At 60.5% G+C, this 22,051-nt stretch carries 36 protein-coding genes; 6 read left to right on the plus strand and 30 right to left on the minus strand.

Translation table 11 applies throughout. From position 1 onward, the window contains the following. The first annotated feature begins 67 nt into the window (after positions 1 to 67). The 4 genes from GQ59_RS21110 to GQ59_RS21125 all read left to right on the plus strand — a co-directional run bounded on the left by GQ59_RS21110 (position 68) and on the right by GQ59_RS21125 (position 1,819). Positions 68 to 448 (plus strand): YkvA family protein, encoded by a 381-nt coding sequence (locus tag GQ59_RS21110; RefSeq protein ID WP_037084694.1) that lies wholly within the window; start codon positions 68 to 70, stop codon positions 446 to 448. 37 nt (positions 449 to 485) lie between these two features. Next, on the plus strand, positions 486 to 842 hold the full coding sequence (locus GQ59_RS21115; protein ID WP_037084695.1) for a lysozyme inhibitor LprI family protein: 357 nt from the start codon (positions 486 to 488) through the stop codon (positions 840 to 842). Positions 843 to 907: 65 nt separating this feature from the next. Then, positions 908 to 1,363, plus strand: coding sequence for a MarR family winged helix-turn-helix transcriptional regulator (locus GQ59_RS21120; protein ID WP_037084697.1), 456 nt, complete (start codon positions 908 to 910; stop codon positions 1,361 to 1,363). Positions 1,364 to 1,384: 21 nt separating this feature from the next. Continuing rightward, a complete protein-coding gene (locus tag GQ59_RS21125; RefSeq protein ID WP_037084698.1) occupies positions 1,385 to 1,819 on the plus strand; it encodes a hypothetical protein in 435 nt (144 codons plus the stop codon). 18 nt (positions 1,820 to 1,837) lie between these two features. On the opposite strand, the gene ilvD is transcribed toward GQ59_RS21125, so the two are convergent. Next, positions 1,838 to 3,673: a dihydroxy-acid dehydratase gene (ilvD, locus tag GQ59_RS21130; RefSeq protein ID WP_037084700.1), complete on the minus strand. Its 1,836-nt coding sequence runs from the start codon at positions 3,671 to 3,673 to the stop codon at positions 1,838 to 1,840. 167 nt (positions 3,674 to 3,840) lie between these two features. Further along, entirely contained in the window at positions 3,841 to 4,251 is a 411-nt protein-coding gene (locus GQ59_RS21135) for a DUF4112 domain-containing protein (protein ID WP_037084702.1), read from the minus strand. Positions 4,252 to 4,462: 211 nt separating this feature from the next. On the opposite strand from GQ59_RS21135, the gene msrP reads away from it, so the two are divergent. Next, a complete protein-coding gene (gene msrP, locus GQ59_RS21140; RefSeq protein ID WP_037084703.1) occupies positions 4,463 to 5,407 on the plus strand; it encodes a protein-methionine-sulfoxide reductase catalytic subunit MsrP in 945 nt (314 codons plus the stop codon). 2 nt (positions 5,408 to 5,409) lie between these two features. Then, positions 5,410 to 6,075, plus strand: a complete 666-nt coding sequence (gene msrQ, locus GQ59_RS21145) for a protein-methionine-sulfoxide reductase heme-binding subunit MsrQ (protein ID WP_037084704.1) — start codon at positions 5,410 to 5,412, stop codon at positions 6,073 to 6,075. Positions 6,076 to 6,177: 102 nt separating this feature from the next. On the opposite strand, the gene GQ59_RS21150 is transcribed toward msrQ, so the two are convergent. The 28 genes from GQ59_RS21150 to rpsJ form a co-directional block, all read right to left on the minus strand. Next, complete coding sequence (locus GQ59_RS21150; RefSeq protein ID WP_037084706.1) at positions 6,178 to 6,759, minus strand: DoxX family protein; 582 nt, start codon at positions 6,757 to 6,759, stop codon at positions 6,178 to 6,180. Between the two features lie 175 nt (positions 6,760 to 6,934). Continuing rightward, entirely contained in the window at positions 6,935 to 7,360 is a 426-nt protein-coding gene (gene rplQ, locus GQ59_RS21155) for a 50S ribosomal protein L17 (RefSeq protein ID WP_007766870.1), read from the minus strand. 135 nt (positions 7,361 to 7,495) lie between these two features. Beyond that, positions 7,496 to 8,506 carry a DNA-directed RNA polymerase subunit alpha gene (locus tag GQ59_RS21160; RefSeq protein ID WP_007766867.1) on the minus strand — a complete coding sequence of 337 codons (1,011 nt, stop codon included), beginning with the start codon at positions 8,504 to 8,506 and terminating at the stop codon, positions 7,496 to 7,498. A gap of 197 nt (positions 8,507 to 8,703) precedes the next feature. Beyond that, positions 8,704 to 9,093 (minus strand): 30S ribosomal protein S11, encoded by a 390-nt coding sequence (rpsK, locus tag GQ59_RS21165; protein WP_007766864.1) that lies wholly within the window; start codon positions 9,091 to 9,093, stop codon positions 8,704 to 8,706. A gap of 121 nt (positions 9,094 to 9,214) precedes the next feature. Further along, a complete protein-coding gene (gene rpsM, locus GQ59_RS21170; protein ID WP_037084707.1) occupies positions 9,215 to 9,583 on the minus strand; it encodes a 30S ribosomal protein S13 in 369 nt (122 codons plus the stop codon). A gap of 239 nt (positions 9,584 to 9,822) precedes the next feature. Beyond that, on the minus strand, positions 9,823 to 10,473 hold the full coding sequence (locus GQ59_RS21175; protein WP_037084709.1) for an adenylate kinase: 651 nt from the start codon (positions 10,471 to 10,473) through the stop codon (positions 9,823 to 9,825). Next, entirely contained in the window at positions 10,470 to 11,810 is a 1,341-nt protein-coding gene (gene secY, locus GQ59_RS21180; RefSeq protein WP_037084710.1) for a preprotein translocase subunit SecY, read from the minus strand. The genes GQ59_RS21175 and secY overlap by 4 nt, the downstream gene beginning before the upstream one ends. Before the next feature lie 239 nt (positions 11,811 to 12,049). After that, positions 12,050 to 12,529: a 50S ribosomal protein L15 gene (gene rplO / locus GQ59_RS21185; RefSeq protein WP_037084712.1), complete on the minus strand. Its 480-nt coding sequence runs from the start codon at positions 12,527 to 12,529 to the stop codon at positions 12,050 to 12,052. A 16-nt stretch (positions 12,530 to 12,545) separates the two neighbouring features. Then, complete coding sequence (gene rpmD / locus GQ59_RS21190) at positions 12,546 to 12,758, minus strand: 50S ribosomal protein L30 (RefSeq protein ID WP_037084714.1); 213 nt, start codon at positions 12,756 to 12,758, stop codon at positions 12,546 to 12,548. Positions 12,759 to 12,769: 11 nt separating this feature from the next. Continuing rightward, entirely contained in the window at positions 12,770 to 13,339 is a 570-nt protein-coding gene (gene rpsE, locus GQ59_RS21195) for a 30S ribosomal protein S5 (RefSeq protein ID WP_037084719.1), read from the minus strand. A gap of 151 nt (positions 13,340 to 13,490) precedes the next feature. Further along, complete coding sequence (gene rplR / locus GQ59_RS21200; RefSeq protein WP_037084721.1) at positions 13,491 to 13,853, minus strand: 50S ribosomal protein L18; 363 nt, start codon at positions 13,851 to 13,853, stop codon at positions 13,491 to 13,493. Positions 13,854 to 13,865: 12 nt separating this feature from the next. Continuing rightward, positions 13,866 to 14,399: a 50S ribosomal protein L6 gene (gene rplF, locus GQ59_RS21205; RefSeq protein ID WP_037084723.1), complete on the minus strand. Its 534-nt coding sequence runs from the start codon at positions 14,397 to 14,399 to the stop codon at positions 13,866 to 13,868. Between the two features lie 43 nt (positions 14,400 to 14,442). Next, positions 14,443 to 14,841, minus strand: a complete 399-nt coding sequence (gene rpsH, locus GQ59_RS21210; RefSeq protein ID WP_037084724.1) for a 30S ribosomal protein S8 — start codon at positions 14,839 to 14,841, stop codon at positions 14,443 to 14,445. 12 nt (positions 14,842 to 14,853) lie between these two features. After that, a complete protein-coding gene (gene rpsN / locus GQ59_RS21215) occupies positions 14,854 to 15,159 on the minus strand; it encodes a 30S ribosomal protein S14 (protein WP_007770129.1) in 306 nt (101 codons plus the stop codon). Between the two features lie 33 nt (positions 15,160 to 15,192). Further along, positions 15,193 to 15,750: a 50S ribosomal protein L5 gene (rplE, locus tag GQ59_RS21220; RefSeq protein WP_037084726.1), complete on the minus strand. Its 558-nt coding sequence runs from the start codon at positions 15,748 to 15,750 to the stop codon at positions 15,193 to 15,195. After that, a complete protein-coding gene (gene rplX / locus GQ59_RS21225; protein ID WP_007770136.1) occupies positions 15,743 to 16,051 on the minus strand; it encodes a 50S ribosomal protein L24 in 309 nt (102 codons plus the stop codon). The genes rplE and rplX overlap by 8 nt, the downstream gene beginning before the upstream one ends. Positions 16,052 to 16,063: 12 nt before the next feature. Continuing rightward, complete coding sequence (gene rplN, locus GQ59_RS21230; RefSeq protein WP_007770138.1) at positions 16,064 to 16,432, minus strand: 50S ribosomal protein L14; 369 nt, start codon at positions 16,430 to 16,432, stop codon at positions 16,064 to 16,066. A gap of 235 nt (positions 16,433 to 16,667) precedes the next feature. Then, positions 16,668 to 16,904: a 30S ribosomal protein S17 gene (gene rpsQ, locus GQ59_RS21235; protein ID WP_037084728.1), complete on the minus strand. Its 237-nt coding sequence runs from the start codon at positions 16,902 to 16,904 to the stop codon at positions 16,668 to 16,670. A gap of 11 nt (positions 16,905 to 16,915) precedes the next feature. Beyond that, positions 16,916 to 17,116 (minus strand): 50S ribosomal protein L29, encoded by a 201-nt coding sequence (rpmC, locus tag GQ59_RS21240; RefSeq protein WP_007770142.1) that lies wholly within the window; start codon positions 17,114 to 17,116, stop codon positions 16,916 to 16,918. A 12-nt stretch (positions 17,117 to 17,128) separates the two neighbouring features. Further along, positions 17,129 to 17,542: a 50S ribosomal protein L16 gene (gene rplP / locus GQ59_RS21245; RefSeq protein WP_007770145.1), complete on the minus strand. Its 414-nt coding sequence runs from the start codon at positions 17,540 to 17,542 to the stop codon at positions 17,129 to 17,131. Positions 17,543 to 17,580: 38 nt separating this feature from the next. Next, a complete protein-coding gene (gene rpsC, locus GQ59_RS21250) occupies positions 17,581 to 18,321 on the minus strand; it encodes a 30S ribosomal protein S3 (protein ID WP_007770147.1) in 741 nt (246 codons plus the stop codon). Next, positions 18,321 to 18,710 carry a 50S ribosomal protein L22 gene (gene rplV / locus GQ59_RS21255; RefSeq protein WP_007770149.1) on the minus strand — a complete coding sequence of 130 codons (390 nt, stop codon included), beginning with the start codon at positions 18,708 to 18,710 and terminating at the stop codon, positions 18,321 to 18,323. Before rplV ends, rpsC begins: the two co-directional genes overlap by 1 nt. Before the next feature lie 2 nt (positions 18,711 to 18,712). Further along, positions 18,713 to 18,991: a 30S ribosomal protein S19 gene (gene rpsS, locus GQ59_RS21260; protein ID WP_007770151.1), complete on the minus strand. Its 279-nt coding sequence runs from the start codon at positions 18,989 to 18,991 to the stop codon at positions 18,713 to 18,715. Between the two features lie 15 nt (positions 18,992 to 19,006). Beyond that, complete coding sequence (gene rplB / locus GQ59_RS21265; protein WP_037084730.1) at positions 19,007 to 19,843, minus strand: 50S ribosomal protein L2; 837 nt, start codon at positions 19,841 to 19,843, stop codon at positions 19,007 to 19,009. Positions 19,844 to 19,854: 11 nt separating this feature from the next. Continuing rightward, entirely contained in the window at positions 19,855 to 20,148 is a 294-nt protein-coding gene (locus tag GQ59_RS21270) for a 50S ribosomal protein L23 (RefSeq protein ID WP_037084732.1), read from the minus strand. After that, positions 20,145 to 20,765, minus strand: a complete 621-nt coding sequence (rplD, locus tag GQ59_RS21275) for a 50S ribosomal protein L4 (protein WP_037084733.1) — start codon at positions 20,763 to 20,765, stop codon at positions 20,145 to 20,147. The genes GQ59_RS21270 and rplD overlap by 4 nt, the downstream gene beginning before the upstream one ends. A 13-nt stretch (positions 20,766 to 20,778) precedes the next feature. Further along, complete coding sequence (gene rplC / locus GQ59_RS21280) at positions 20,779 to 21,420, minus strand: 50S ribosomal protein L3 (protein WP_037084734.1); 642 nt, start codon at positions 21,418 to 21,420, stop codon at positions 20,779 to 20,781. A gap of 37 nt (positions 21,421 to 21,457) precedes the next feature. Then, positions 21,458 to 21,766, minus strand: coding sequence for a 30S ribosomal protein S10 (rpsJ, locus tag GQ59_RS21285; RefSeq protein ID WP_003547547.1), 309 nt, complete (start codon positions 21,764 to 21,766; stop codon positions 21,458 to 21,460). Between the last annotated feature and the right edge of the window lie 285 nt (positions 21,767 to 22,051).

The following is a 22,051-nucleotide window of genomic DNA, read 5'->3' on the forward strand; positions in this document are numbered from 1 at the left end:
CAACGGAAATTATGGCGAAAACCGTCAAGCATTTCACACTATATAGGGCCGATATGCGGAGAAAAACATGACCTTGTTGGTTAAGGCGAAAGGCTGGGCGAAACGGCTGAAACGCGACGTTCTGGCCTTGTGGCTCGCTTCGCGCGACCGCCGCGTGCCGTGGCATGCCAAGCTGGCGGCCGGCGCGGTTGCGGCCTATGCGCTGTCGCCGATCGACCTCATTCCCGATTTCATCCCGGTTCTCGGCTATCTCGACGATCTGCTGATCGTGCCGCTCGGCATCATGCTGGCGGTGAGGCTCGTGCCGGCGCCATTGATGAGCGAGTTCCGCCAGGAGGCCGAGCGTTGGGCGGAACGACCGACCAGCCGCATCGGCTTCGCCTTCATCCTTGCCATCTGGATCTGTTGTTTCGGCTTCGCTCTGTGGAGCCTCTGGGAACTGACCTGATCCCGAAGCGTTGCGCATCGAGATCAGGAGTGCAGCCATGCGACATGTGACCACCGCCATTGCCTCGACCGGCCTTCTCCTCGGCCTGACGATCTCGGGCCTACCCGCGTCGGCAGCAAGCTTCGACTGCGAGCGCGGCGATCTCGCCGCCGACGAGAAGGCGATCTGCGACACGCGCACGCTCAACGATGCCGACGTGAAGATGGTGACGACCTTCGACATCCTCACCGGCCTGATGGCGATGGGCAACCGCGGCAAGCTGCAGGACGAACAGAGCGCCTGGCTGAAGAAACGCCAGGCCTGCGGCGAGGATGTCGAATGCATCCAGGCGTCGTATACGGAGCGGCTGAAGCAGCTCGACGAAGCTTACAAGAATTTGGCTCGGCCGCTCTAGGATATCCAGACATAAGCGCCAGAGCCATTATTGACAACATGCTGTCAATTTGACAGTATGCTGCCATGAAAGACAATATTGATGAAATGGTCACCACGCTTGCCTTGACGGTTTTTCGCGCCAATGGAGCACTGATCGCCGCAGGCGACAGTCTCACCGCTCCTTTCGGCTTGTCCAGCGCCCGCTGGCAGGTGATGGGCGCTGTCGAGCTTGCTGGCCAACCGCTCACGGTCGCGCAAATCGCTCGCAACATGGGCCTCGCACGGCAATCGGTGCAGCGGCTTATCGATGAACTCGAGCGGGATGGCATCGTGGCGCTTGACGAAAACCCGCATCACAAGCGGGCGCGGCTCGTTCGCCTCACCCTCCACGGACAGGAGGCCTATGCGGCGATCATGAAAGAATGGCATGCCATGGCCGCCAGATTGGCGGAAGAAATGAATGCCGCCGGGCTTCGTGCCGCGATCGGCAGTCTCGAACAGCTTTCAGCCGGCCTCGACGCCCTGCGCCCGCCGGACTAATCTCCTCTAAGGACCAAATCGATGAAAGTTCTTCATCCCGTCGCCGGGGCACTGGCGCTGGCGAGTATACTCGCCTTCTGGTTATCGACCGCATTCAGCGAAATCTCCGGCAATATGGAGATGATCCGCTCGGTCAAGCTTGCCATTCCCTGGGGATTGCCGCTGCTGATCCCGGCGCTCGCCTTTTCGGGGTTCAGCGGCTTCCGGCTCGGCGGGCGATGGAAACACCCGGCAATCGTTGCAAAGAAGAAGCGGATGCCGGTGATCGCGCTCAATGGATTGCTGGTGCTGGTCCCCTGCGCACTCATACTGCGGCAGCTTACGCTGAACGGCGATTTTGGCGCGACGTTCTATGCCGTGCAGGCGCTTGAGCTCTGTGCCGGGGCTCTGAATATCGTGCTTCTGGGGATGAGTTTTCGGGATGGATTGCGGCTCAAGCGCCGGATAGGCGCCTGAGCCGCAACGTCGTCTGGCTTACTCCGGCAGGATCCGCACGGCGCCCTTGTCAGCACTCGCGGCAAACGCGGCGTAAGCCTTCAGGGCCGTGGTGACGTTGCGCTTGCGGGGATGCGAGGGCTTCCACCCGAAAGCATCCTGCTCTTTGCGGCGCTCGGCGAGGACCGCATCCGAAACCGCGAGATTGATCGTGCGGTTCGGGATGTCGATCTCGATCATGTCGCCTTCGCGCACCAGGCCGATCGTGCCGCCGTTTGCCGCTTCCGGCGAGGCGTGGCCGATCGAGAGGCCGGACGTGCCGCCCGAGAAACGGCCGTCGGTGATCAGCGCGCAGGCCTTTCCGAGGCCCTTCGATTTCAGGTAGCTGGTCGGATAGAGCATTTCCTGCATGCCCGGGCCGCCCTTCGGGCCTTCGTAGATGATGACCACGACGTCGCCCGCGACGATCTCGTTGGCGAGGATCGCCTTGACGGCGGCATCCTGGCTTTCGAAGACGCGGGCCGGGCCCGTGAATTTCAGGATCGAGTCGTCGACGCCGGCCGTCTTCACGATGCAGCCGTCGATGGCGATATTGCCCTTGAGGACCGCAAGGCCGCCATCCTTCGAGAACGGATGTTCGACCGAGCGGATGACGCCGTTTTCGCGGTCGGTATCGAGCTCGTCCCAGCGGGCGTCCTGGCTGAACGCGACCTGGGTCGGAATGCCGCCCGGTGCTGCGCGGAAGAAGTTGCGGACCGTCTCGCTGTTGGTGCGAGTGATGTCCCAGCGGTCGATCGCATCGCCGAGCGTTTCGGCATGGACCGTGAAGCAATCGCGGTTGAGCAGCCCGCCCTTGTCCAGTTCGCCGAGGATGGACATGATGCCGCCGGCGCGGTGGACGTCTTCCATATGCACGTCAGCCTTGGCCGGCGCGACCTTGGAGAGGCACGGGACGCGACGCGAGAGCTGATCGATGTCGTCGAGGTTGAAATCGACCTCGCCTTCATAGGCTGCCGCGAGGATGTGCAGGACGGTATTGGTCGAGCCGCCCATGGCGACGTCGAGCGTCATGGCGTTCTCGAAGGCCTGCTTGGTGGCGATCGAGCGCGGCAGGACGGAATAGTCTTCCTGCTCGTAATGACGACGGGCGAGATCGACGATCAGGTGGCCGGCCTCGACGAAGAGGCGCTTGCGGTCCGCATGGGTGGCAAGCGTCGAGCCGTTGCCGGGCAGCGACAGGCCGAGCGCTTCGGTGAGGCAGTTCATCGAATTGGCGGTGAACATGCCCGAGCACGAACCGCAGGTCGGACAGGCAGAGCGCTCGATGACCTTGACGTCCTCGTCGCTCATCTTGTCGTCGGCGGCGGCGACCATGGCGTCGACCAGGTCGAGGGAATGGGTCTTGCCCTTCAGGACGACCTTGCCGGCCTCCATCGGGCCGCCCGAGACGAAGACCGCCGGGATGTTAAGGCGCATTGCTGCGTTGAGCATGCCGGGAGTGATCTTGTCGCAGTTGGAGATGCAGACCATGGCGTCGGCGCAGTGGGCGTTGACCATGTATTCGACCGAGTCGGCAATGATTTCGCGCGACGGCAGCGAATAGAGCATGCCGTCATGGCCCATGGCGATGCCGTCGTCGACGGCGATCGTGTTGAATTCCTTGGCGACGCCGCCGGCCGCTTCGATCTCGCGGGCGACGAGCTGGCCGAGGTCCTTCAGGTGCACGTGGCCGGGCACGAACTGGGTGAAGGAGTTGACCACCGCGATGATCGGCTTGCCGAAGTCGCTGTCCTTCATGCCTGTTGCGCGCCAAAGCCCGCGCGCGCCTGCCATGTTGCGGCCATGGGTCGTGGTTCTCGAGCGGTAAGCTGGCATGGTGTTGTCCTCGATCTCTTGTTCGGGCCGGCGCAGTCTACCCCTTTCGGGAGACGCGCGCAAAAGCCCATGGTTTTGCGGCTTTCCTAGCGCAAAGCGCCCGGAGTGTCACTATCACGACAGGCCAAAGCGGTACGGTTGGACCTAAGCGTCGGACCAGGCCGCCTTCACCTCTCCCGCAGTTCATCGGGATGGACGTCGAAGTGCTCGAGGATCATCTTCACGTTGCGGCGGTGCGACTTGAAGAAGAGGTCGAAGACATCGCCTGCCAGCGGCACGCTGCCGAGCACGGAGTCGGCGGCGACATTGCCGAGCATGCGGGTGAGCTTTGCGGGCGGCAGGCCGAGCTTGCGCGCTTCGTTGACGATGTAAAGGCCGACCAGCGCGCCGCCCGCATCCCCCACGAGCGGGATGAGGCCGAAGACGGAGTCGGCGCCGAAACGGATGCGGGTGCCCGGAATGCCGATCGCCGTATCCATCAGCCGCGCGATGCCCGCAAGGCGGCGCAGGCGCCGCAATCTCTCGGTGCGATCGGCAATTGTTTCATCCCGCCCGGCATCCCAGGTGCGTGCCGTCATATGCCATCTCCTCCTGTAGGGCGAATGGCCCTGCGATGAGAACTTAAAAAACCGAAATGGGGTTCCATCGATTGCATTTCCATCCGCAAACCTCCGGTTTTTTCACGCAAACGTGGTTCGAAGCAATCTTCGCGCCGCTGTGAAACCTTTCGGTTCCGCGTTACGTATAGGAGCAGGAAGGCACCCCGTTGCCGCAGAGGAGATTTTCGACATGCCCGCCTATCGCCTGCCGCATATTCCGGCTTCCGAAATCACCCCCCGCGATATCTACATGTCGCGTCGGAACTTTATGGGCGCTGCCGCGGCCGCCGGTCTTGCCTTTGCGGGCGCCGACAGCGCTTTTGCCGCACCGCTGACGGCCAATCCCAGCCCCTACAAACTCGACGAGAAGCTGACGCCGAAGGAAGCGGTCACCACCTACAACAATTTCTACGAATTCGGCGTCAACAAGGACGATCCCGCAGCCAATTCCGGCGACTTCAAGCCGACGCCGTGGTCCGTCAAGGTGGACGGCATGGTCGGCAAGCCGAAGGATTTCGGGCTCGATGAACTGATGAAGATGAACCTCGAGGAGCGCACCTACCGGATGCGTTGCGTCGAGGGCTGGTCGATGGTGATCCCCTGGATCGGCTTCCCGCTGTCTGCGATCCTCGACCAGGTCGAACCGCTCGGCAGCGCCAAATACGTGTCGTTCGAGACTGTCGTGCGGCCGGAGGAAATGCCGGGCCAGAAGGGATTCTTCCAACCCCTGCCGTGGCCCTATATCGAAGGGCTGAGGCTCGACGAGGCGCGCCATCCCCTGGCGATCCTTGCGGTCGGCCTTTACGGCGAGACCCTGCCGAACCCCAACGGCGCGCCGATCCGGCTCGTCGTGCCGTGGAAATACGGGTTCAAGAGCATCAAGTCGATCGTCCGGATTTCGCTCGTCGAGAAGCAGCCGGAGACGACCTGGAAGAACGCCAACGCGCGCGAATACGGCTTCTATTCCAACGTCAACCCGGCGGTCGATCATCCGCGCTGGAGCCAGGCGACGGAGCAGCGGATCGGCGAAGGTGGCTTCTTCGGTGCCAATCGTCGCCCGACGCTGCCCTTCAACGGTTATGCCGATCAGGTGGCGAGCCTCTATGACGGCCTCGACCTGAAGGCGAATTACTGAGAATGGCGAGCCTCCCCGCCCTGCCCCGCCGCTATCACAAGGCCAGCGTCTGGGCGCTCTATGTGATCGGGCTCTGTCCGGCCGCCTGGTACTTCTATCTCGGGCTGACCGGGGGACTGGGCTTCAATCCGGTCAAGGAGTTCGAACATCAGCTCGGCATCTGGGCGCTGCGGTTCATCATCGCGACGCTCGGGATCACGCCGCTGCGCGATCTCGCCGGCATCAACTGGATCCGGTATCGCCGGGCGCTCGGGTTGATCGCCTTCTACTATGTGCTCCTGCATTTTTCCGTTTATGTGTCGCTCGACCTCGGCTTCAATTTCGGCGCGGTGGGCGGCGATATCGCCAAGCGGCCCTATATCACCATCGGGTTTGCCTGCCTGCTGATGCTGATCCCGCTTGCGGTCACCTCCAACAATTGGTCGATCCGCAAGCTCGCCCAGGGCTGGAACAGGCTGCATAGGCTGATCTATCTGATCGCGGCCGGGGGCGCGCTCCACTACGTTCTGGCGGTCAAATCGGTGACGCTGGTACCGTTCATTCATATCGCGCTGATCGCGCTGCTGATCGCCTACCGGGCTGTCAGGCGACCGGTCATGAACTGGAAACGGGGGAACGGCAAATCGGCGAAGCCTGCGGCCTCACAAAGGGCAAGACAGAACGGTTGACGCGGAGGACTTGGACACAGCGGTCCGCATGAATGCCCCTTAACGCAAGGAGCCGGATCGATCGATCCGGCTCTTTTATGTTCGACAGCCTTTCCGGACCATTCAGAAATGCTTGCGGAACAGCAGCCGGTCGAGCGACAGGTAGCCTCCTCCGAAGGCGGCGTAGAGGAAGGCGCCTCCGGTCCAGAACAGCGATGCCAGTTCTGCCTTGCCCTGAACCTGCTCCAGGAAGATGTGACCGCCATCCTTCAGCCGCACCAATGCCTGCGGCGTGAAGAGCTGCTGGCCGCCGGCCTTCAGCGCCTCGATGCCGGCCGGGGTCAGGAAGGCGTCGCCATAGGGATGGGTGACGTGGAACCAGAGGGTCATGGCCAGCATCACGCCATTGGCAAGCGCCACGGGGCGGGTGAACAGGCCGGCAGCGATGAACATGCCGCCGAAGAATTGCAGGGCGGCTAGGAAGGGCGACCAGAACCAGCCCGGATACATGCCGATATTTTCGACGAAGCCGACCTGCGCGAACGGCGCGATGATCTTCGGCCATCCCTCGATCACCAGCATGCCGCCGACCGCCAGCCGGAATATGCTCCAGGCCATGGGCTGCGCCAGCTTTTCATAGACAGGGGCCAAAGCGGGAATGACGAGTTCGTCTTTTTCGTTATCAAAAACTACATGTTCAACCATTTTCCGTACCTCACGATTTTGTCTCAATGCCGAGACCTTATCGCGTTGGCGGGGGAAGCTCTTGACGCAGGTCAAGCTATGCGGTCGATCGGTGAAGTGGCCATCATGGTTGGCCTGAAACGCGAAAAAGCCGGGCGTCTCCACCCGGCTTTTTCAATTCCGACGATGCGGAAAATTATGCGGCTTCTGCAGCGTCTGCTTCAGCGGCAACACGAGCCTTGTCGGCTGCGCCCTTGGCGTCAACATCGCGTTCAACGAACTCGATGACGGCCATGGCAGCGTTGTCGCCCTGGCGGAAGCCGGCCTTCATGATGCGCAGGTAACCGCCGTTGCGGGTTGCGTAACGCGAAGCGATGGCGTCGAACAGCTTCTTGACGGCGTCCTGGTCCTGGATCTGCGAGATCGCCTGACGACGAGCGTGCAGGTCGCCGCGCTTGCCGAGGGTGACGAGCTTTTCGACGATCGGACGGATTTCCTTCGCCTTCGGAAGGGTCGTGACGATCTGCTCGTGGGTGATGAGCGAAGCCGCCATGTTGGCGAACATCGCCTTGCGGTGGCTGGCGGTACGATTGAGCTTGCGGCCGGCTACTCCGTGGCGCATGGCTATTCTCCTTTAATGCAGGTACCCATTCTTCTTAGGGCCTGCCGTTTCCTGGCACATACGGGCACTCGCATCTTTCGATCAGAGGCCCGCTGTTTGACGGGGAAAGGCAGTCAAAACCTGCCTTTGCTGATTTCAGTACTGGTCTTCGTAACGCTTGGCGAGATCTTCGATGTTTTCCGGCGGCCAGGCGGGAACTTCCATACCCAGATGGAGGCCCATGGATGCCAGAACTTCCTTGATCTCGTTCAGCGACTTGCGACCGAAATTCGGAGTGCGCAGCATTTCCGCCTCGGTCTTCTGGATGAGATCGCCGATGTAAACGATGTTGTCGTTCTTCAGGCAGTTGGCCGAACGGACAGACAGTTCCAGTTCGTCCACCTTCTTGAGAAGCGCCGGGTTGAACGCGAGTTCGGTAACCGACTCCTCTTCGACGTCCTTCTGCGGCTCGTCGAAGTTGACGAAGACCGAGAGCTGGTCCTGAAGGATGCGAGCGGCGAAGGCAACGGCGTCTTCACCCGTGACCGAGCCATCGGTTTCGATGGTCATGGTCAGCTTGTCGTAGTCGAGAACCTGACCTTCGCGGGTGTTTTCCACCTTGTAGGACACTTTCTTAACAGGCGAATAGAGGCTGTCGACCGGGATGAGACCGATCGGAGCATCTTCGGCACGGTTACGATCGGCAGGGACGTAGCCCTTGCCGTTGTTGACCGTGAATTCCATGCGGATCTCGGCACCCTCGTCGAGGGTGCAGATGACATGGTGCGGATTGAGGATCTCGATATCGCCAACCGTCTGGATGTCGCCGGCGGTCACCGAGCCCGGGCCCTGCTTGCGCACGACCATGCGCTTTGCGTCGTCGCCATCCATCTTGATGGCGATTTCCTTGATGTTGAGCACGATGTCCGTCACATCTTCCCGGACGCCCGGAATGGAGGAGAACTCATGCAATACGCCGTCGATCTGCACGGCGGTCACAGCCGCACCGCGCAGAGACGACAGAAGCACGCGACGAAGCGCGTTGCCGAGCGTCAGGCCGAAGCCGCGCTCGAGGGGTTCGGCAACCAGGGTTACCTTGGTACGGCCGGAGGAGGAGAATTCCACCTTGTTCGGCTTGATCAGTTCCTGCCAGTTCTTCTGGATCATCACTAAATACCTTCCGTTCGTTGCCACCATCCAATCGTGGCAACCGAGCATGAGGGGCACCGATCGGAACCATGTCCATCGGCGATATGGGTAAAGCCGCCGAACCTCTTGAGGAGGGTCAGGCGGCTATTCCCGAGCTCAGACAGAGGCCGCCCAATTCTCGATGCGAGATCGGCAGCCTCTTCAATTTCCGACGATCAGACGCGGCGCTTCTTGCGCGGGCGGCAGCCGTTGTGCGGGATCGGGGTCACGTCACGGATCGAGGTGATCATGAAGCCGGCAGCCTGCAGAGCGCGCAGAGCCGATTCACGGCCGGAACCCGGGCCGCAGACTTCGACTTCCAGCGACTTCATGCCATGCTCTTGCGCCTTCTTGGCGCAGTCTTCGGCAGCAATCTGGGCTGCGAACGGGGTCGACTTGCGCGAACCCTTGAAGCCCTTTGCACCGGCGGACGACCAGGCAATCGCATTGCCCTGCGCGTCGGTGATGGTGATCATCGTGTTGTTGAAGGTAGAATTGACGTGGGCAACGCCCGACGTGATATTTTTACGCTCGCGTCTACGGACGCGGGTGGCTTCCTTGGCCATTTTATCCCTTTCGTTGATCTCTGCACCGCCGTAATTCCAGCGGCTCCACCTGGGAACGAGCAGTCGTTAGTCGTTGGCGGGCAGGATCTGATCACTACCCACCCACCACTGCTCACCCAAATTACTTCTTCTTACCAGCGATCGCCTTTGCCGGACCCTTGCGGGTGCGGGCATTGGTGTGCGTGCGCTGACCGCGGACCGGAAGGCCGCGGCGATGACGCAGGCCGCGGTAGCAGCCGAGGTCCATCAGACGCTTGATGTTCATCGCGGTTTCGCGACGAAGGTCGCCTTCGACCTGATAGTCACGGTCGATGGTTTCGCGGATCTGGAGGATTTCCGAGTCCGTCAGCTGATGGACGCGCTTCTCAGCCGGAAGACCGACCTTCTCCATGATTTCCGATGCGAATTTCGGGCCGATCCCGTGAATGTAGGTCAGCGCGATGACAACGCGCTTCGCAGTCGGGATGTTGACGCCAGCGATACGTGCCACGCCTATTCTCCTTGTTCCAGTTGCCATCCGGCAAGTGGTACTTCTTCCATGAAAGCAGCCAGATCTATGACCGCCAGTTCAAACACCATACGGAACAGGTCAAAACGACCGGTCTCGGATGTCCTTGCGGGAAATCCGCGCCGATCGCTAAAGCTGTCGCGAGTTGGCGCGGTGTTTAACGGAATCAGCGCTGAAATGCAACCGCTCCGCCCAAGATTCTTTAACAGATAGATGACGGCTCAAAGAGCCGCCAGGATATTTTCGATCTCGGCCGTGACCTTGTCCATCTCGGCCATGCCGTCCACAGCCTTGAGCTTGCCCTTGGCGTGGTAATAACCGATCAGCGGCGAGGTTTCCTTGTAGTAAACCTCGAGGCGCTTGGTCATGGTCTCGGCATTGTCGTCGGGACGGCGCTTGAAATGCGTCGAACCGCACTTGTCGCAGACGCCTTCCTGGGACGGCTTCTTGTCCGTGTCGTGATAGGTCGTGCCGCAGCTGGCGCAGGAATAACGCCCCGAAACGCGACGCACGAGTTCCTTGTCGTCGACCCGCAGCTCGATGACGACGGAAAGATCGAGACCCTTGGCCTTCAGCATCGCCTCGGTCGCATCAGCCTGCACCAGGGTGCGCGGGAAACCATCGAGGATGAAGCCGTTGGCGCAATCGGGCTGGTCGATGCGTTCGGAGACGATCGCGTTGACGATCTCGTCGGAGACGAGGTTGCCTGCATCCATGACGGCCTTGGCGCGCTTGCCCACTTCCGTCTCGGCGGCCACTGCCGCACGCAGCATATCGCCCGTGGAGAGCTGCGGGATACCGTGCTTCTCCACGATCCGCTGGGCCTGGGTCCCCTTCCCCGCGCCCGGCGGCCCTAAAAGAATCAGTCTCATCGTCCCCTCTTTCCTCCGCGCAGTTTCGACTTCTTGATCAGACCCTCATACTGCTGCGCAATGAGGTGCCCTTGGATCTGTGCTACCGTATCGAGGGTTACACTGACAACAATCAAAAGCGAAGTCCCACCAAGGGCTAATGGCACGCCGCTGCGGGCCACGAGGAATTCCGGCAGGATGCAGACGAAGACAAGGTAGATCGCGCCGACGACCGTGATGCGGGTCAGCACGTAATCGATGTATTCGGCCGTGCGTTCGCCCGGACGGATGCCCGGAATGAAGCCACCATGCTTCTTCAGATTGTCGGCGGTGTCCTTCGGATTGAAGACGATCGCCGTGTAGAAGAAGGCGAAGAAGGCAATCAGCAGGCCGTAGAGCAGCATGAACAGCGGCTGGCCGTGGCCGAGCGCCGAGATGATCATCGTCGCCCAGTCCGGCAGCCCGGAATTGCCGGCAAAGCCCGCGGCGGTCGCCGGCAGAAGCAGCAGCGATGAGGCGAAGATCGCCGGGATGACGCCCGAAGTGTTGAGCTTCAGCGGCAGGTGCGACGTATCGCCCTGGAACATACGGTTGCCAACCTGGCGCTTCGGATACTGGATCAGAAGGCGGCGCTGGGCGCGTTCGACGAAAACGATAAGGGCGATGACGCCGATGGCCACCACGATGACGGTGAGAATCAGCGCAGTCGGGAGCGCACCGGTACGGCCAAGCTCCAACGTACCGGCGAGCGCAGTCGGAAGACCTGCGGCGATACCTGCGAAGATGATCAGCGAAATGCCGTTGCCGATGCCGCGCGAGGTGATCTGCTCACCGAGCCACATCAGGAACATGGTGCCGCCGAGCAGCGTCACGACCGTCGAAATCTTGAAGAACCAGCCCGGATCCAGCACCAGGCCCTGGCCGCTCTCGAGGCCGGCTGCAATGCCATAGGCCTGCAGCGTACCAAGCAGCACCGTGCCGTAACGGGTGTACTGGTTGATGATCTTGCGGCCGGCTTCGCCTTCCTTCTTGAGGTTTTCAAGCGAGGGGACGACCGAGGTCATCAGCTGCACGATGATCGATGCGGAAATATAGGGCATGATGCCGAGCGCGAAGATCGCCATGCGCTCCACTGCACCGCCCGAAAACATGTTGAAAAGTCCGAGGATGCCGCCGGCCTGGCCGCGGAAGGCCTGCGCATAGGCTTCGGGGTTCAAGCCCGGAAGCGGAATATGGGTACCGAGGCGATACACGAGAAGTGCCGCGAGGGTAAACCAAAGCCGCTTCTTGAGATCCTCCGCTTTTGCGAAAGTCGCAAAATTCAGATTGGAGGCAAGTTGTTCCGCTGCAGAAGCCATGCAATTCTCCGCCTGACCAATTCTCCGGCGGCGGGGGAAATGCCAGGTCCGGAAAGCAGTCTAAAAATTGTGGTTCAAAAAACCGGGCGCGCGAGATTGCCAATGCAATCGGATGCCTCACCCTGTTTTCCGTATGATCCCGGTCAGGCGACCAACAGGATCGCTTCGGGATCGTGAGGCTCACATATGGAGATAAAATCGCCCGGTGTGAAGCACAAACCGGGCGATTTCAAAACGATTTATTCGGCCGCTGCTTCGGCTACGACGAGCAGCTTGATCGAAGCTCCGGCCTTCTCGATCTTCTCTACGGCAGCCTTGGAGGCGCCCGCAACTTCGATCGAAACCTTCGACGTCAGCTCGCCGTCGGCGAGGAGACGAACGCCGTCCTTCGGGCGACGGATGACGCCGGCAGCCTTAAGGGCGGCAGCATCGATCGTTGCCTTCGGGTCGAGCTTCTTGGCATCAATCGCGGTCTGGATACGGCCGAGCGAAACGGTGGCGTAGTCAGTCTTGAAGATGTTGGTGAAGCCGCGCTTCGGCAGGCGACGATAGATCGGCATCTGGCCGCCTTCGAAGCCCTTGATAGCGACGCCGGAACGGGCCTTCTGACCCTTCACGCCGCGACCACCGGTCTTGCCCTTGCCCGAACCGATGCCGCGACCTACGCGGATACGGTCCTTGGAAGAGCCTTCGTTGTCCTTGATCTCATTCAGTTTCATGGTCAATTCCTCCGTCTCACTTCTCGTCGACGACGCGAACGAGATGCTGGACAGCCCGGATCATGCCACGAACGGAAGGAGTATCTTCCAACGTACGGGTCCGGTGCATCTTGTTGAGGCCGAGACCGATCAGCGTCTGACGCTGTACGGCCGGGCGGCGGATGGGGCTACCGGTCTGCTCGACCGTAACCGTCTTCTTGGCTTCTGCCTGAGTGGCTTTCTTGGCCATTATCGCTCTCCTTATTCTTCCTGCGCATTGCCGGAAGCGGCGCGGCGAGACTGCAGCGTTGCATACTTGATGCCGCGCTGAGCTGCTACGTCCTTCGGATGCACCTGATGCTTCAGGGCGTCGAACGTGGCGCGAACCATGTTGTAAGGGTTCGACGAACCGGTCGACTTGGCAACGACGTCATGGACGCCGAGCGTTTCGAATACGGCGCGCATCGGGCCGCCGGCGATGATGCCGGTACCAGCCTTGGCCGAGCGCAGCAGAACCTTGCCGGCGCCGTGACGGCCGTTGACATCGTGATGCAGCGTACGGCCATCACGCAGGGGAACGAAGATCAGATCGCGCTTTGCGCTTTCGGTCGCCTTGCGGATGGCTTCCGGCACTTCGCGTGCCTTGCCATGGCCGAAGCCGACGCGGCCCTTCTGGTCGCCGACGACGACGAGAGCTGCGAAACCAAAACGACGGCCGCCCTTGACGACCTTGGCGACGCGGTTGATCGCGACCAGCTTGTCGACGAATTCGCTATCGCGCTCTTCGCGGCTCTGGCGATCTTCGCGCTGGCCTCTTCTTTCTTGTGCCATTGTTCTTTTCCTTTTTCTTTTCCGGGTGCAATGGGCAATTTCCGGGAGCCAACCATCCCCTGCCCGTGAAGGACTAGGATGGGACGACTGATGCGTGCGGCGAACCGCATTTCGCCCGCCTCCCCTTCTTCAGGGATGCGGGCGAAAATTCTTAGAAGCTCAGGCCGCCTTCGCGGGCAGCTTCGGCCAGGGCCTTGATGCGGCCGTGATAGATGAAGGCGCCGCGATCGAACACGACTTCCGTCACGCCGGCCTTGGTGGCGCGTTCCGCAACCAGCTTGCCGACAGCGGCGGCAGCCGCAACGTCAGCGCCGGTCTTCAGCGAGGCGCGCAGACCAGCGTCGAGCGTGGAGGCGGCAGCGAGCGTGCGGCCGGCCACGTCGTCGATGACCTGGACATAGATGTTCTTGGACGAGCGGTGAACCGACAGACGCGGACGGCCGTTTGCGACCTTCTTGATCTGGCGGCGAACACGGCTCGCACGCTTGGTGAGTGCTTCTTTTCTCGTTGCCATGATCCGTCGTCCTTACTTCTTCTTGCCTTCCTTGCGGACGATCCGTTCCTCAGCGTACTTGACGCCTTTGCCCTTGTAGGGCTCTGGACCGCGGTATTCACGGATCTCCGCGGCAACCTGACCGACCTGCTGCTTATTGATGCCGGTGACGATGATTTCCGTCGGCTTCGGCACGGCAATGGTGATGCCTTCCGGGGTCTGATAGACCACGTCGTGGGAAAAACCGAGAGCCAGCTGCAGGTTCTTGCCCTGCAGCGATGCGCGGTAACCAACGCCGTTGATTTCAAGCTTGCGCTCAAAACCGTCCTTCACACCCTTGAAGATGTTTTCGATCATCGTGCGGGACATGCCCCACTTCGAACGAGCATCCTTGCTGTCGTTGACCGGGGTCACCGAGACAGCATTGTTTTCGAGTTCCAGCTTGATTTCGTCGTTTGCGACGAAGAAAAGCTCACCCTTCGGGCCCTTGGCAGTCACTTTCTGGCCATCAACAGTGGCCGTGATCCCTGCAGGAACCGGAACGGGTTTTTTACCGATACGAGACATGTTTCAATCCTGTCTGTTCGCTATGGAGTTCCCCTACCCTGTCTTAGAAGACAGAGCAGAGAACCTCACCACCAACGTTCTGTTCGCGAGCCTGGTGATCGGCCATCACGCCCTTCGGAGTCGAAAGGATGGTGATGCCGAGGCCGTTCGCGACCTGCGGAATGGACTTTACCGAGACATAGACCCGGCGGCCCGGCTTGGACACGCGGCCGATCTCACGGATCACCGACGCGCCTTCGTAGTACTTGAGTTCGATTTCGATCTCGGCCTTGCCGTTACCGTAGTCGATTTCCGAATAACCGCGGATATAGCCTTCAGCCTGCAGAACGTCGAGGACGCGGGCACGCAGCTTGGAAGCAGGCGTGGAAACGGTCGACTTGCGGCGGGCTGCGCCGTTGCGGATACGGGTGAGCATATCGCCCAAGGGATCAGTCATGGTCATCTAACGATCTCCTTACCAGCTCGACTTGACGATGCCCGGCACCTTGCCGAGATTGCCGAGCTCACGAAGCGCGATACGCGACATCCTGAGCTTGCGATAGAAAGCGCGCGGGCGACCGGTGACTTCGCAACGGTTGCGGATACGCGTCTTCGAGCCATCGCGCGGCAGAGAAGCGAGCTTCAGGGTTGCCTTGAACCGTTCTTCGATCGAAAGTTCCTGGTTCATGATGGTTGCCTTCAGGGTCGCACGCTTGGCGGCCTGGTTGGCAACTGTCTTGCGGCGGCGCTTGTTCTTTTCAACTGCGCTGGTTTTCGCCATATGGGAGTTCCTTCTAAACGCTCGTCGTTACGGTTACTGGCGGAACGGGAAGTTGAACTCTTTCAAGAGAGCCCGTGCTTCGTCGTCCTTGGTAGCCGTCGTGCAAACGATGATGTCCATGCCCCACATCTGATCAACCTTGTCGTAGTTGATCTCTGGGAACACAATGTGCTCCTTGATGCCCATGGCGAAGTTGCCACGGCCGTCAAAGCTTTTCGGGTTCAAGCCACGAAAGTCGCGAACGCGCGGAAGCGCGATGTTGATCAGACGGTCCATGAATTCGTACATGCGGGCGCCGCGAAGCGTGACCTTTGCACCGATCGGCATGAATTCGCGAACCTTGAAGCCCGCGATGGAATTCCGTGCCTTGGTGATGACCGGCTTCTGGCCGGCAATGGCGGCCAGGTCGGCGGCAGCCACGGAAGGCTTCTTCGAGTCAGCCGTCGCTTCGCCGACACCCATGTTGATGACGATCTTGTCCAGCTTGGGGATCATCATGTCGTTGGTGTAGGAGAACTGCTCCTTCAACGCGGCGCGGATACGGGAATTGTATTCCACCTTGAGCCGCGGCTCATACTTTGCCTCAGCCATCGATCACATCTCCCGTACGCTTGGCTACACGCACCTTCTTGCCGTCGACGACGGAGAAGCCAACGCGGGTCGGCTTGCCGTCTTTCGCGACGATCGCGATGTTCGACAGGTGAATGGACGCTTCCTTGTTGATGATGCCGGCTTCCTGCGTCTGAGACTGACGCTGGTGGCGCTTCACCATGTTGATGCCACGCACGACGGCGCGGTCTTCCTTCGGCATAACCTGAAGGACTTCGCCGGTACGGCCCTTGTCCTTGCCGGCGAGTACGACGACGCTGTCGCCCTTCTTGATCTTGTTCATCGCATGAGCTCCTTACAGTACTTCCGGAGCCAGCGAGATGATCTTCATGTGGTTCTTGGCGCGAAGTTCGCGCGGAACCGGTCCGAAGATACGGGTGCCGATCGGCTCTTTCTTGTTGTCGATGAGGACCGCTGCGTTGTTGTCGAAGCGGATGACGCTGCCGTCCGGACGACGGATGTCCTTGGCGGTACGCACTACAACCGCCTTCATCACGTCACCCTTCTTGACGCGGCCGCGCGGAATGGCTTCCTTGATCGAAACGACAATGATGTCGCCGATGGAAGCGTACTTGCGCTTGGAGCCGCCCAGCACCTTGATGCACATGACACGACGTGCGCCGGAATTATCCGCCACGTCGAGGTTTGTTTGCATCTGAATCATGTCAGGTCGCCTTTTTTTAATGACCGAAACGACCGGGCGTTAAAAACGCCCCGTTTCGGCTTATGGACAGAATCTCGTTGTGCGCGGGTGGGGTCTTGCCAAGGTGGTTTCCTTAAAAAGGACCTTCCCTGCGCTCAAAGCAAAAGAACGCTCGTTTCCGAGCGTCCTACGCCAGTGGGGTGCTTCTTACAGGATTCTGCGCCGGGCGCAAGGCCCAGACGCAATCCGAAGCAAATTAAGCCTGGGCGGAAACGACCGTCCAGGTCTTGTCCTTGGAGATCGGCGCGCATTCCTCGATGGAAACGACGTCACCTACCTTGTACTGGTTGTTCTCGTCATGCGCCTTGTACTTCTTGGAACGGCGGACCGTCTTCTGAAGCAGCGGATGCGCGAAGCGGCGCTCGACCCGGACAACAACGGTCTTCTCGTTCTTGTCGGAAACTACGACGCCCTGCAGAATGCGTTTCGGCATATTATTTTTCCTTAGGCCTTGGCTTCTGCCGCCTTCTGGCGGGCAATGGTTTTCACGCGGGCGATGTCCTTGCGGACTTCGGTGATGCGCGAGGACTTCTCGAGCTGGCCGGTTGCCTTCTGGAAGCGCAGGTTGAACTGCTCTTTCTTCAGGTCGGCGAGCTTGTCCTTGAGCTGATCGGCCGTGAGGCCGCGAACGTCTTCGGCTTTCATGTGCCTTGCTCCTTACTCTGCGATGCGCTGTACGAAGCGCGTCTTGACCGAGAGCTTGGCAGCACCGAGACGAAGCGCCTCGCGGGCGAGCTCCTCGGAAACACCGTCGATCTCGAACATCATGCGACCGGGCTTGACCTTGCAGGCCCAGTATTCGACGCCGCCCTTACCCTTACCCATGCGGACTTCGGTCGGCTTTGCGGTGACCGGAACGTCCGGGAACACGCGGATCCAGACACGGCCGGCGCGCTTCATCGCGCGGGTGATCGCGCGGCGGGCCGCTTCGATCTCGCGGGCGTTGACGCGGTTGGGTTCCTGGGACTTCAGACCAAATTCACCGAAGGCCAGGTCGAAGCCGCCCTTGGCCACACCCTTGATGCGACCCTTGAACTGCTTGCGGTACTTGGTACGCTTTGGCTGCAACATTTTCTTACTTCTCCGAGCTTATCTTTCGCCAGCGTTGATCAAGCGTTTTCGCGGCGGCGATCGCCACGGTCACCACGATCGCCGCGTTCGCGGCTTGCGGGACCCTGGGCATCACCTTCCATGGCGCGACGTTCAGAAGCCATCGGATCGTGCTCAAGGATTTCGCCCTTGAAGATCCAGACCTTGATGCCGCAGATGCCGAATGCGGTTTCGGCTTCCGCCGTACCGTAGTCGATGTCTGCACGCAGCGTATGAAGCGGAACGCGACCTTCGCGGTACCATTCGGTACGGGCGATTTCAGCACCGCCGAGACGGCCGGCGCAGGTGATCTTGATGCCTTCGGCGCCGAGACGCATGGCCGACTGAACGGCACGCTTCATCGCACGGCGGAAGGCCACGCGACGCTCGAGCTGCTGGGCGATCGACTGGGCGACGAGCGTCGAGTCGATTTCCGGCTTGCGCACTTCAACGATGTTGAGATGCGTTTCCGAATTGGTCATCGTCGCGATCTTCTTGCGAAGCTTCTCGATGTCAGCGCCCTTCTTGCCGATGATCAGGCCCGGACGAGCCGAGTGGATCGTGACGCGGCACTTCTTGTGCGGACGCTCGATGACCACCTTGGCGATACCGGCCTGCTTCAGTTCCGACATCAGGTAGGCGCGGATCTTCAGGTCCTCATGGAGGAGCTGACCGTATTCCGCGTTGTCGGCGAACCAACGGCTGTCCCAAGTGCGGTTAATGCCGAGGCGGAAACCGATCGGATTAATTTTCTGGCCCATTATGCAGCCTCCCCTTTTTCCTCGACTTCGCGGACGACGATCGTCAGATGCGAGAAAGGCTTCTCGATCCGCGATGCACGGCCGCGGCCGCGAGCGTGGAAGCGCTTCATCACGATCGACTTGCCTACATAGGCTTCCGAAACGATCAACGCGTCGACGTCGAGGTCATGGTTGTTTTCGGCATTGGCGATTGCAGACTCGAGGGTCTTCTTCACCGTACCGGCGATGCGCTTGCGCGAGAATTCGAGTTCTGCAAGCGCGCGTTCCACCTTCTTGCCGCGGATCATGGCGGCAACGAGGTTCAGCTTCTGGGGGCTGACGCGGAGCGTACGCGCAACTGCCTGCGCCTCGTTATCCTTCAGCCGGCGTTCGGTCTTAGCCTTCGCCATGATTACTTCCTCTTCGCCTTCTTGTCCGCGCCGTGACCGTAATAGGTACGGGTGGGAGCGAATTCACCGAACTTGTGTCCGACCATGTCTTCGTTGACGCTGACCGGAATGTGCTTGCTGCCGTTGTAGACGCCGAACGTCAAGCCAACGAACTGCGGCAGGATGGTGGACCGGCGGGTCCACATCTTGATTACTTCACTCCGTCCGCCTTCGCGCACCTTCTCAGCCTTCTTGAGAAGATAGCCGTCAACAAACGGACCTTTCCATACTGAACGAGCCATTAGTGACTTCCTCTCTTACTTCTTGCGCTGGTGGCGCGAACGCATGATGAACTTGTCCGTGGACTTGTTCGAACGTGTGCGCTTGCCCTTGGTCGGCTTGCCCCAGGGGCTGACCGGATGACGGCCACCCGAGGTGCGGCCTTCACCACCGCCGTGCGGATGGTCGACCGGGTTCATGACGACGCCGCGGTTATGCGGACGCTTGCCGCGCCAGACGGTACGACCGGCCTTGCCGTCGTTGATGTTGCCGTGATCCGGGTTGGAAACCGCACCGATCGAAGCCAGGCAGGAGCCCGGTACGAGGCGCTGTTCGCCGGAGTTGAGGCGCAGGATCGCCATGCCGGCATCGCGGCCGACGAGCTGAACGTAGGTGCCGGCGGAGCGAGCCATCTGGCCACCCTTGCCCGGCTTCATTTCGACGTTGTGCACGATCGAACCGACCGGGATGTACTGCAGCGGCATGGTGTTGCCGGGCTTTACGTCGACGGCCTTTTCGGACGCGATCACCTTGTCGCCGGCAGCGAGACGCTGCGGAGCCAGGATGTAGGCCTGCTCGCCGTCGGTATAGGTGACGAGAGCGATGAAGGCCGTACGGTTCGGGTCGTATTCCAGACGCTCGACCGTGCCTTCGACGTCGAACTTGCGACGCTTGAAGTCGATCAGGCGATAGGTCCGCTTGTGACCGCCGCCAATAAAGCGGGCGGTGATGCGGCCGTAGTTGTTGCGACCGCCGCTCTTGGAGAGACCCTCGGTGAGCTTCTTGACGGGCTTACCCTTCCAGAGGCCGGACCGGTCGACGATGACCAGCTGACGCTGGCTCGGGGTCGTCGGGTTGTAGCTTTTCAATGCCATTATCTTATACCTCAGAGACCGGTGGAGACGTCGATCGTCTGACCTTCGGCCAGGGTGACGACAGCCTTCTTGACGTCCTTCTGCTTGCCGATGAAGCCGCGGAACCGCTTCACCTTGCCCTTGCGGACAAGCGTGTTGACGGCCGTGACCTTCACACCGAACAGCGCCTCTACGGCAGCCTTGATTTCCGGCTTGGAAGCAGTCTTGGCAACGTTGAAGACGACCTGGTTCTGTTCAGATGCCATGGTCGACTTTTCGGTGATCGAGGGAGATACGATCACATCATAGTGGCGAATGTCGGTCACTTGAAACGCTCCTCTAGAGCTTCCACGGCCGCCTTGGAAAGCACCAGCTTGCCGCGACGCAGGATGTCGTAAACATTGATGCCCTGAACAGGCAGAACGTCGACGTTCGGGATGTTCTGGGCTGCGAGCTTGAAGTTGCTGTCGAGCTCAACGCCGCCGATGAACAACACGTTGGTGAGGCCGAGCGAAGCGAACGAACCGGCAAGCGCCTTGGTCTTTGCTTCGGCGGCAACCAGGTTGTCGACGATGATGATGTCTTCAGCCTTCATCTTTGCAGAGAGGGCGTGACGGAGAGCCAGGGCGCGGACCTTCTTCGGAAGGTCATGCTCGTGGCTGCGAACGACCGGGCCGTGAGCCTTGCCGCCGCCGCGGAACTGCGGAGCGCGAGCCGAATGGTGACGAGCGCGGCCCGTACCCTTCTGCTTGTACATCTTGGCGCCGGTGCGGGAGACTTCAGCACGACCCTTGGTCTTGTGCGTGCCCTGCTGCTTCTTGGCGAGCTGCCAACGAACCATACGGGCCAGAATGTCTTCGCGGGGATCGAGGCCGAAAATCTCGTCCGACAGGGCTACCTTGCCGGCGTCTTTTCCCTCGAGGGTCTTGACGTTAAATTCCATGTGCTTGGCTCCCTTACTTCGCGGCCGACTTGACGGCATCGCGAACGACGATCCAAGCGCCCTTGGAGCCGGGAACGGCACCCTTGACGAGGATCAGGCCACGGTTCTCGTCGGTGGAAACGACTTCGAGGTTCTGGGTGGTGATACGCGTCTGGCCCATGTGACCAGCCATGCGCTTGCCCTTCCAGACCTTGCCCGGATCCTGGTTGTTACCAGTCGAACCATGCGAACGGTGCGAAACGGACACACCGTGCGTGGCGCGGAGACCACCGAAGTTATGGCGCTTCATGGCGCCGGCGAAACCCTTACCGATCGAGGTACCGGTGACGTCCACCAGCTGACCCGCCGTGAAGTGACCAGCCGTCAGCTCGGTGCCGACGTCGATCAGATTGTCTTCGGAAACGCGAAACTCGACGAGCTTCGCCTTCGGCTCGACTTCGGCAACGGCGAAATGGCCGCGCAGCGCCTTGGTCGTGTTCTTCACCTTGGCAGTGCCGGCACCCAACTGAACGGCAGTGTAGCCATTCTTGTCTACGGTGCGCTGAGCCACGACCTGGCAGTTTTCCAACCGCAATACGGTTACAGGGACATGCTCGCCTGCGTCGTTGTAGACGCGCGTCATTCCCACCTTCTGTGCAATTACACCTGAACGCATCGGTTCAATCCTTCTCACTCAGCCCGAGACAGACGTCTCAGAGCTTGATCTCAACATCGACACCAGCGGCGAGGTCGAGCTTCATCAGCGCGTCCACCGTCTGCGGTGTCGGGTCAACGATATCGAGAAGGCGCTTATGCGTGCGCATCTCGAACTGCTCGCGGCTCTTCTTGTCGATGTGGGGGGACCGGTTAACCGTAAACTTCTCGATGCGGGTCGGAAGCGGAACGGGGCCCCGGACGCTTGCGCCGGTGCGCTTCGCCGTCGACACGATCTCGCGCGTCGACGCGTCGAGAATGCGGTGATCGAACGCCTTCAGGCGAATGCGGATATTTTGGCCGTTCATTCGACGTTATCCTTGTTGTCTGTTTATCCACGTGCCAACCCAATAGGGCACGGGTTGTTCTCTTACCTTAAGGCGGACCACCGGTTTCAAAGATCGAAGGGGACACCGAAATACGGCGTCCCTTTCCAGTCTTCGGGCCTTTGGCCCACCTTGTTTGTTCATTGCCCGCCTCGAACCCGAAGCAGACGGCAAATCACGCTCGCGCGCCATTTGCTACATTTTTGTGTCATACGCAAGCGGCCAGGGCCGCTTGCGTTAAAACTTACTCGATGATCGAGGCGACGA

Origin of the sequence: Neorhizobium vignae, from assembly GCF_000732195.1 — a bacterium.
Classification (GTDB): domain Bacteria; phylum Pseudomonadota; class Alphaproteobacteria; order Rhizobiales; family Rhizobiaceae; genus Neorhizobium; species Neorhizobium vignae.